This window comes from Deltaproteobacteria bacterium, assembly GCA_016183235.1.
Taxonomy (GTDB): domain Bacteria; phylum UBA10199; class UBA10199; order DSSB01; family JACPFA01; genus JACPFA01.
Genome location: JACPFA010000026.1, coordinates 162,645 through 171,982, shown reverse-complemented (window position 1 = coordinate 171,982; position 9,338 = coordinate 162,645). Strand labels below are relative to the sequence as shown.

9 protein-coding genes are annotated in these 9,338 nt (G+C 48.7%); 3 read left to right on the top strand and 6 right to left on the bottom strand.

The genetic code is table 11. The annotated features are described in order from the left end of the window. The coding region (locus HYU97_06735; GenBank protein MBI2336442.1) for a hypothetical protein at positions 1-177 on the bottom strand (177 nt) is incomplete at its 3' end. A gap of 187 nt (positions 178-364) precedes the next feature. Next, positions 365-3,511, bottom strand: coding sequence for a hypothetical protein (locus HYU97_06730; GenBank protein ID MBI2336441.1), 3,147 nt, complete (start codon positions 3,509-3,511; stop codon positions 365-367). A 179-nt stretch (positions 3,512-3,690) separates the two neighbouring features. Here HYU97_06730 and HYU97_06725 point away from each other — a divergent pair, with 179 nt between their 5' ends. Then, the gene (locus HYU97_06725; protein ID MBI2336440.1) at positions 3,691-3,966 is read left to right on the top strand and encodes an AbrB/MazE/SpoVT family DNA-binding domain-containing protein; all 276 of its coding nucleotides are present in this window, start codon (positions 3,691-3,693) and stop codon (positions 3,964-3,966) included. Beyond that, positions 3,963-4,238 carry a hypothetical protein gene (locus HYU97_06720; protein MBI2336439.1) on the top strand — a complete coding sequence of 92 codons (276 nt, stop codon included), beginning with the start codon at positions 3,963-3,965 and terminating at the stop codon, positions 4,236-4,238. The genes HYU97_06725 and HYU97_06720 overlap by 4 nt, the downstream gene beginning before the upstream one ends. A 12-nt stretch (positions 4,239-4,250) precedes the next feature. Here HYU97_06720 and HYU97_06715 read toward each other — a convergent pair whose 3' ends face one another. Further along, positions 4,251-6,041 carry a hypothetical protein gene (locus tag HYU97_06715; GenBank protein MBI2336438.1) on the bottom strand — a complete coding sequence of 597 codons (1,791 nt, stop codon included), beginning with the start codon at positions 6,039-6,041 and terminating at the stop codon, positions 4,251-4,253. Positions 6,042-6,172: 131 nt separating this feature from the next. Here HYU97_06715 and HYU97_06710 point away from each other — a divergent pair, with 131 nt between their 5' ends. After that, positions 6,173-6,826: a hypothetical protein gene (locus HYU97_06710; protein ID MBI2336437.1), complete on the top strand. Its 654-nt coding sequence runs from the start codon at positions 6,173-6,175 to the stop codon at positions 6,824-6,826. On the opposite strand, the gene HYU97_06705 is transcribed toward HYU97_06710, so the two are convergent. From HYU97_06705 to gshB, 3 genes are all read right to left on the bottom strand, one after another. Continuing rightward, positions 6,815-7,501, bottom strand: a complete 687-nt coding sequence (locus HYU97_06705; GenBank protein ID MBI2336436.1) for an RluA family pseudouridine synthase — start codon at positions 7,499-7,501, stop codon at positions 6,815-6,817. The two genes, HYU97_06710 and HYU97_06705, sit on opposite strands and share 12 nt — an antisense overlap. A gap of 154 nt (positions 7,502-7,655) precedes the next feature. Next, entirely contained in the window at positions 7,656-8,171 is a 516-nt protein-coding gene (locus HYU97_06700; GenBank protein ID MBI2336435.1) for a hypothetical protein, read from the bottom strand. Between the two features lie 149 nt (positions 8,172-8,320). Continuing rightward, complete coding sequence (gshB, locus tag HYU97_06695; protein ID MBI2336434.1) at positions 8,321-9,280, bottom strand: glutathione synthase; 960 nt, start codon at positions 9,278-9,280, stop codon at positions 8,321-8,323. Positions 9,281-9,338: the final 58 nt, after the last annotated feature.

Here is a 9,338-nt window from a genome sequence, read left to right as displayed (position 1 = left end):
GTTCTCACATAGGGCTCGTTGTTGCGCCGGAAGGACGGGGTCTCCTTTTGGTGTGAAGGCGATATCAGCCTCGGTATAAACCGAACAATCGGCAAACCGAATATCGAGACCGCGGCCGGTTTCATCAGCAACGCCGTTCCACAGCGGGCTTTTCGTAATGTCAAACTTATCGTTCATGTTAACTTACCCCTTTATGTCATTGCGAGCGAGCTTAGCAGGGCCCTCTGTCATTGCGAACCCAGCAGGGTGAAGCAATCCCACCGGTTAGGCAGAAGAGATTGCTTCGCCCTGCTGGCCTCGCAATGACAGAGGGACCTTGGGCTCGCAATGACACTCGTTTCGACCCAAAAGGCCATTAGTTGCTTCATTCCGGCATTTCGCTCGCCGCCTTAAAGGCCTCCAATAAATCACGCATCTCTCTATCCCCCTGTTTCCCTTCTTCTTCCAACCCTTCATACCCCAATGCCTGCAAATAACTGCGCCACGTCCCATATTCGGCTTCAGCCTTTGCCACCGGCGTGTATCGGACAATCAACTTGCCAAGCAACCATTCATCACCCCCCAGCTTGTCCAACATGCCGGCATAAACTTCTGCTTGCTTGCGAACTCGATCATTGATGTCTTTCACTTGTAGGCTAGTATCTTCGGCACTGCTTTGCAGGTTAGCCAACATTTTATGTTGGGCTTGCAGCTCGTTGGCTGCGCTATGATAGAGGCTTAAAGAAACTTTTAAAATATCCGTATCTAATCTTTCCAACACTTGCATTTTCTGATTAATGGCCGCTCTTTTAGAATAACGTTCATCTAACGTTGTGCGAGCATCTGAAATTCCCTGCCACTTTTCAGCCGGCAATAAATCCATGGCTCGGCTGTCAACCAACCCCAAAATCAATTGCAATTTTAAATATTCTTGAAAGGTTTGATAGGTCTTATCATCGGCCAACACATTGCCCGGGCTGCGTAGCTCAGCCTCACTCATCCCTGAATGGATCAAATCTTCTAAAGTTTGGAAATTCATTTGCGCCAACAACTCGCCTTCCAACAAAGTCATTTTAGCAACACATTGGGCCTCGAGTGCATCCGTGTGTTCAATGTTTTTCAATTCCCCTTGTAATTCTGCTTTACGCCGTTCCCAATCCCCTTTCACTTCTTGCAAAACCCCTGCAAAACCCTTTTCGCTATCCGCTAAGGCCTGCTTTGCCCGTTCGTAACTGGGCACAAAGAGGGTTAATAAATTACCCTGTAACGCCTCATCGATCTCCACCTCCTGCCCCCTCACTACCGCCTCCACCATAGGGTGCATTAAATTTTCCAAGGCCTCGGTGGCCAAGACCCTACCTGCTTGGTCAATCACCCCCGCTGCCTGCGCCACGGCCCTGGCGTCTTTGCCATAAATCGTTTCCATGCCATAAAAAAATGCCTGCGTAACCATGAGTTTGCGTTGCAAAAGGGCATGTTCTTCAACGGTATAGTAAGGATTCTCCACAACCTCCGGAACTAACCTGCTCAACAAAACCGCCTTACCGCCTTCATTTAGACGGCCTTCTTGATCAAAGGCCTCGCGGGCCCAATCGTTAACCGGTTGATCCACCCAATGCAGATAGGCAATCCCTTGCTGCAGGTTATACACTTCGTAACGCCAAATAAGATCCATCACTTGCTGTTCTGTCATCTCGTAATCGGCTAAAACAGCCTCCAGATCCACACCCCCTTGCTGTTTAATCAATATCGTTGAGACAAGTAACACTTCAGATAATTCTAAGGTTTGCTTAGTTTCTAAAAAACCAAAGGAGAGTCGCGCATAATCATCGGGATTGGTTGGGTCAAAATAGTTTGATGGTGCTTCAGGGTCACTCGCAATAACCTGCGGCAACCATCCGCGCAAACCTGCCAAGACCTCCAGCGATTTTTTACGATCTTCTGCTAGCACGGCGTTCGTAATTTCTGGATATTCAGCGGCAATGTCGGCAGCATTGGCCGAACCTAGAAAAAAGTTTCCTATCCAACGAATGGGTAAAAATAACGGAAAAAGATCCTCGGTATTGATCGCCAACACCCTCGCATGAACATCTTTTTCATATCCCGAAAAATAAGCCTCACAAGATAGCTCGGCAGCTAAACTTGCCCATCCCACAATCGGGATGAGCTTGCCAGCCCCAGCCACCAACCCACGTCTGGCCAACCATCGTCTGGCCAACCATCCGCCAGCCCTTGCCAATAGGGCTTTCCCCACTACTCTTTCCCCTATCTTTGCCACCTGCTTCCCCACAAACCGCGTTGCCCTACCCTTGAAAAAGGCCGCATCCACCAAGGGCGTGGCCACCACCACCCACTTGCCATATTTGCGCGCCACATTATTTTGCGAAACTCCCAAACCGCCCAAAATTTCATCATAGGCATGCCCGGCTATAGCCCCCCAACCCAAGGCCCGCAAATTACCGCTTTGCCACAGTGCTTTACTCAAAGTCACCGAAGCCCGGGCGCTAAATTCAAGTCGCACCGCCATTTTGCGAAAGGCCCAAGCGAGCGGCCTTCCCAAAACCGGTATTTTTCGCAGGCCACTCAACCGCGCAGCCCATTTGGCCACAATGGTGGTTTTAAGTTCGATAAAAATATTCGGCCGAATCCCCAAAATTCGATACGTAAAACCCTTCACAAAATTGACCACCGGAACATAAACTTTTTTAATAAAAGGCAATTTTTTCAAAAGCCAGTGGCCAATCCCTGCTACTGCGATCTCCCCGGTCAATCTCAGGTAATCATCGACAAAATGCCCCCAGGCCAAGGCGGCTTTTGAAGGCTCCTGGCACGAAGTCTTCTCCCCGCTTTGAGTCACCAAGGTGCACAAACCCGATTCGATCTGCAGTAGGTTTTGATCTAAACCCATTTGTCCAGAAGTTAACATGGCATGACCCTTAAATTGGGCTGGTTCTTGCGTGTCCCGCCAACGCAAGTCTTCAATCACACCGTTAATCCCTGGCAACGTTTCAGCCCCCTTCGGGGTCAATATGGTCACATCCCCACCCGTGCTCACCGTGATACGAAATTGCGGCAATGCCAGTTTAACCCCGTCCACCATTTGAGAATCGCTTCGTTCCATCACAATTTGCCCATCACGCCACGACCTATCGCTAGCACTAGGCAATAAAATCCTGGCCCCAATGAGCGGATGCAGCTCTGCGGGTGGAACTTCAGGTCTGGTTCTTGAATCTTGTGTTTTCGGTGTAGAATCTAAACGCCAAGGTTTCACCCCAGGAGGTAAAAACCCCAAGGCAGCTAAGCGTTCATCGATCTTTTGCAAGGCCTCATACTTGGCAATATGGCAGGCCTGAATTTCAACAATCTGGAACGGCTTGTCTAATTTAACCCCTGCTTTAGCCAAGGCCTGGCGCTTCTGTGAGTCCAACGGCAGGCAATCTTTATTCGTAACCTCACCATCGGCCCAGCGCTGCCAATAGTTTTTAACCCATTGAAATTTTGGAAGATCACCCTTAACCCCCGGCGGTGCCATAAAAACCCCTTGGTAAAGACCCCTTAACTCTTACACTCCCCCATTCCCATTAAGAGTTCATCGGCACAATAACAATTTTGTTTCGGATTAAATGGAATCTTCCATTTAAATCTAGAGATTGAAGCTTGACTTAATCAAAAAGTAAGGTATCCTTACTTTAGAAAGTAAGGATACAAGACATGCTGACTAAAGTAACTAGCAAAAATCAGCTCACCCTACCTAAAAAAGCCCTAGAAAGTTTGGGGTTTTCTGCCGATGAAGAAAAGTATTTTGATATTGAGGTCAAGGGTAACAAACTGATTATGACCCCGGTGGTCGTCACGGTAGAAGAAAAGATCCCCCCTGCTCAATGGGAAAAATTCAAAAAATGGGCTTTAGAAGACAAAACTGGCGATGTGGTTTTTAATACTGCCGCCTCAAGCATTTCGTTCCTTGAAAAACGTAAGAAAAAATGAAGTTCATCTACAAATCAAGCTTTGTTAAGGCGTTTGATAAGCTCAATGCAAAAGATCAAGAACTCATTATCGCAACCGATAAGTTGATAAAAACTTATTTTGAAACCCAAAAAGCTTCATTTGGTTTGCGAATCAAAAAACTACACGAGGGGGTATTTGAGGCACGCGTCAACGATAAATTAAGGACCGTGTGGATTATGGGGAAAGACGAAGTTGTTTTTTCTTTACTAGGTAACCATGAAGACGTTCGGCGATTTGTTAAAAATCTTTGAACCGATCCCTGTTCAATTACCAAAAGGCGCAAAGGCTAGGCCTTCTGCGGTAAAGCAGGCCAGGCCCTTTGCTAAGGTAAGACAAGGCCCGCCACTCTTGGCAAATTCAAAGGTCTGGGTAGAAACCTTGCCATCGGCTAAAGTCAACACCCGCACCTCGCCGTCGGCATTCATCACATAGGCATATTGTTGATCGGGCGACAGCGCGATGCTTTGAATATTCCCCGTTTCAAATACACCCACGGGTTGTTGGCTCGAGTCGTCAAGGTTTAGCAAAATTACCCGGCCCGAGGCATCTGCAGTGCCCAACACCGCGTATTTTCCTGCAACACCTTTGAAACTTTCAATGACCGGCACATTGCTTTGTGCGGATGGCCTAAACCCTAGGCTGATGTTTGCGGTAGGTTCTGCCTTGGCATTCCATAATGAGAGGCTTTCACCTTCTTGGGCCACCAAAAAGAAATTACCTTCACCCATATCGGCCCCGCCTACCAATCCATAATCCCCCACGAAAACCGTTGCGGAAAGATTCGCAGCGTCAACACTGCCATCAGCCGGCGGCGGAACATAGGCACCTGAGCTATCAAATTGAGCCTTGGGCAAACGATAACTGTTTTCACCAAAAGCACTAGCATCGGCTGGCACCGCAAAACCATTAGACACGGTCATCAATTGAAAGGTGCCAGGTCCTAAAATAGGCGTGCCATCGATTTCGCCCCGAGGGTTAGCCGTTGCCACGACTAAACGAGTTTGAAATTCTGGTTCTTCCCCTGCGGCCGTTTCCACCGGCACTTGCACGGCAAATAAAGCCGTGGGCCGATTGGGCGTAAACACTCCCACACCATTGCCTGTATTATCGGTCACCTGACCTGCCCCACCCGGGCCACTGGCATCAACGGTGTCAAATAAGATCGACGTCTCGGTTTCACCTGACCCCAGGGCCACACTGTGTACCCCTGAAGCTAGAAAATAATTTTTGCTAGGATCTGCTGCATCAAGCCCTTGAGTAAACCCCACATAGGCCAACGCGATTTTTTCTCCACTGCTAGGTTCTTCATAATCTGGATTAACGTAAGTGGCGGTAGGAAAAACCGCAACCTTTGGCGAACCCGCTCCTATGGCTGGGGCCAACTCAGTAGGTAACGCAATCTCTCTGGCTGCATCGGTCGTTGCTGGGCCTACCACCGCTAATTTTGTTTTATCACCACAAGTGGCCACCACTTCGCTAGCACTTGCAGTATCAAGATCAGCAGGCTCTGCACAAAAATCACTTAAACTTTTAACAATGTTATTTTGCAACCTCCCAACATCGCCGCCTGCTTCCACGGGTGGATTATCGGTAGGCGGTGGGTTGACCGATGGCACCACCGGCTCACCTGGCTGCGCAGGCAAATCGCTATCACTACAAGCCCACGGGATCATGCCGGCAACAAATTCAGCCACCGCGATATGGGGTTTTAAAATCCACAGAGTTTCATGTTGGGGTCGCGAATCTTTCACCACGATACGGCCATAAGCAACCGGGCCTCTTGAATAGCGACTCACATTCCATGTCAGCGTCATCCCCCGACTTGATCGGGGGATCCACGACGACCCTTCAACCTTGCGTAATTTCGGAATCGCCGGGGCCGGTGCACTTTGTGCATCCGCATGAGGCCAAGAAAAATTTAACCAATCCAAAACAGATGTCATCCCTGCGAAGGCAGGGACCCATGATAACGAATCGTTTGCCATGATTGAACCCTCTAGTTTAATTAAAACCCCCCACACTGACAAATCGGCAATTTCTTCGCCCAGTTCCAAGATTAGTTGCTACAAAATGTCTTGGAAAAGTCTTTTCAAATTTTTACAAAATCCCCGCAACCAATTCCCCAATCCAGCGATGAATCCCCCATATAACGCAATACGTCAAACCCCTTGCATAGGCCATTTTTATGGGCGAACCTACAAATCCCCGCGGTGCATTTAATGTGTGTCTGGCACCACCGCAACCACCTTCTCCCCCTCGATCACCTGACCATTCAGACATCGCCGCTCGCGCTCGACCCTATGGTTTTAATGCTGGCTTTGAAACCCGCTTTATAGCACCCGAAGCCAATTGGATCCCCCCTAAAATTTACGGCAATGGGCTGACGTTGGGGGCCTTCTATCGTATTGAAACCAGCTACAACACCTTGCTCGCCTTGGAGCTCGATTACGCCCATCTCTGGCTTCGGCATGGCTTTAGCATGATCGATGCCTTTGGCGAATCAGGCGAAAGTGGCGCTATGGATATTGGCGCTTTTTCAGTTTATCATGTTGTCAAATTCACCGATATCGCAGGTATCGATGTTGGGGGGCGCGTGGAAGTAGCCCATTTATCTTTAGAAGATCTGCTTCCCCCGGGCGGCAGCCTCAAAGATATTCAAAATCTCAATGACACCGGTGCCCACCTGCTGGCCTCAGGCCGGCTTGCCCTTTGGGAAGATGCCTTAGTGGTAGCCGTGGCTGCAGGCGTGGGCTTTTATGGCGATGGCCATCAAACCTTTGTAGGTCTTTTATCCATCAACGCCAACCCCTTTGGCATTCACGACGCCCTAAAAGATTAAAACCTCCTGCCACCCTTCAGGATACGGCGTTACAATCTTCGCCCCTGGAATTTGCAACCACTCTTTGGGAAAATGCACCTCTGTTGCATGCAAAAAATAAAAATCAAACGACCTGGCACCTTCAATCACTTGCCCGTAAAGCTCATCCCCCAACACCGGGTGCCCCAAAAAAGCCAAGTGGCAACGAATTTGATGGCGCGCCCCTTGGGTAATTTCTACCCGCAACAAAGTTTTATCGGGTAAAATTTTTTCAGGCCAATAACGGGTCTTGGCCTCTATATTCCCCCGTTTGGAATCTACCTTCATCTTCATCCCTCGCGGCCCCGTGGCTTTAAGCGGCAGATTAATTTCACCGGGCTGCTCGACCCTCCCCATCACCACCGCATGATAAATTTTGCGCAACCTGCCTGCTTTTTGTAATTTAAAATATTCCCGATAGGTCGTTGCATCTTTGGCAAACAGCAACAACCCACTGGTTTTAATATCCAATCGATTCAACAACCCCGCTTCGAGTGGCTTATCCCCCACCCCGCGCAATTGCGGATAAACAGCGGTGACCCAACCCACCATGGTTTGAGTTTCATCAGCTGATAAAGGCTGCGAAGGTAACCTAGCTGGTTTGTTAACGGCTAAGATGTGCTGATTTTCATAAACGAGCCAAGTGTGCTGTGTCATCAGAGTATTTCTAATAATTTGATTTCTTGGGGACCTCTAAAAAGGGCCCAGATGTAAGGCGCCCGCAAAGACGCGACCGGAGCGTATATGGAAATACGTGAGGATCGCGGCTTTGCGGGCAACGCCGCAGATGGGTCCTTTTTAGAGGTCCCCGTTAGGGTTTGGGCTCGGTATCGATTTTACCACTGCCCCTACAATGCGGACATTTTTCTTTTAACCCAAAGGTTTTAAAAATGATCCGCGTGTATTCGTCGTGCTCGTAGCCGTGGTCGTCGTATTTGAGATGAGCAATTTCGTGAGCCAGGGTGTCGAGAATTTTTGATTTTGGCAAACGCACCACTTTGCCAATTTTGAGTCTGCCTTTTTTATCTAGATAAGTGGTTTGCGTGTGAGTGGCCAACACCACCACCTTACTTTGAAAATAAGCATTGCCCAACACGCGCATGACTCGCGTGTGCGAGGGTCGATACGAACGAATGTATTTGGGCAAAAGCAAATTGGGCATTTTTTGTTGGGCCTTGCGCAAGAAAGGATAAACCCAATGCAGGTTGGGGCTGACCTTTACCACAACCCCGGTGAGGTAACGCGAAGCATGGGGTGCTTTGGCTAAAGCTCGCGCCCATACTTTTTTCTTCCGACCTTTTTGAATGGTGTTTGCCCTGGCCTTCATGATCGGTTACCTCTATACGAACCCGCCAAGATATCAATATAAAACTAACCTATTTTGCTGAAAAAAACAAGGCAAGGAGCCGAAGGTTGGAATGAAATTTGTGTTAAAAAACCCTTAAATTTTATACCTTTATGCGTCATGGCTAAAATTTAGGCAAAAATTGTGTCAAAAATTTTTCTTTCAACGGCGCCCCCATAAAATCCATTAATTTCCGCTAGTCCCATGGGGCTGGTCACATTGATTTCGGTAAGGAAACCCGCAATCACGTCTAATCCCACAAAACGCAAACCCATTTTGAGAAGCTCGGGCCCCACCGTGTCGACTATTTTTTGATCTTCGGGGCTTAAGCGGCTGGCCACGGCCCGCCCCCCGGCATGGAGGTTGCTACGAAACTCGCCCGGTTTGGCGATCCGATTAAACAAGCCCAATATGGCTCCATCCCATAATATAATGCGCTTATCCCCAGCCTTGACTCCGGGCAAAAAGACCTGCGCCACCACGGCCCGGGTAAAATTGCAGGTTGCGGCTTGCAAAAAGGCTCGTTGCACCATGGGGTCTTGATCTTGCAATAAGGTAATCCCAGCCCCACCCGATAGCCCCAAGGGCTTGAGCACAACGGGTTTGCCCCTTTGAGTAATAAACGCCATCAATTCTTCTGCTGCGGCCGATATCACCGTAGGGGGGCAAAGCTCGGGAAACTGCAAAGGCAAAATTTTTTCTGCCGCCCCTAGGATGCCCGCAGGATCATTAATCATCGTGACCTGACCCCTTGCTAACATTAACAATTGCAAGTGCTGTAAATAGCGTTCATCAAAGGGCGGGTCTTTGCGCAAAAAAACCACGGCCATGTCTTGTAAAAAACAACGCTCTTTGGCCAAAATTTGATAAAAAGATTCTTTGGGCTTGAAAGGCATGATCGCCAGGTGCAAAAAATGCGCCCCCACTTTGCCATTTTCACAAAACAAATCCTTGGGCTCGGTGTGATAAATTTCAAACCCACGCCGAAGGGCCTCGCGCATTAATACCAGCGTCGTTTCGTTATTGGGGTTGAAATTAGCCAACGGATCAGCGATGAAAGCAATTTTATGGGAAGACATGGCAGAGAACATACTATAAATGTCACCCTGAACGAAGGATTTTGTCATTGCGAGCCCATTCATGGTCTCC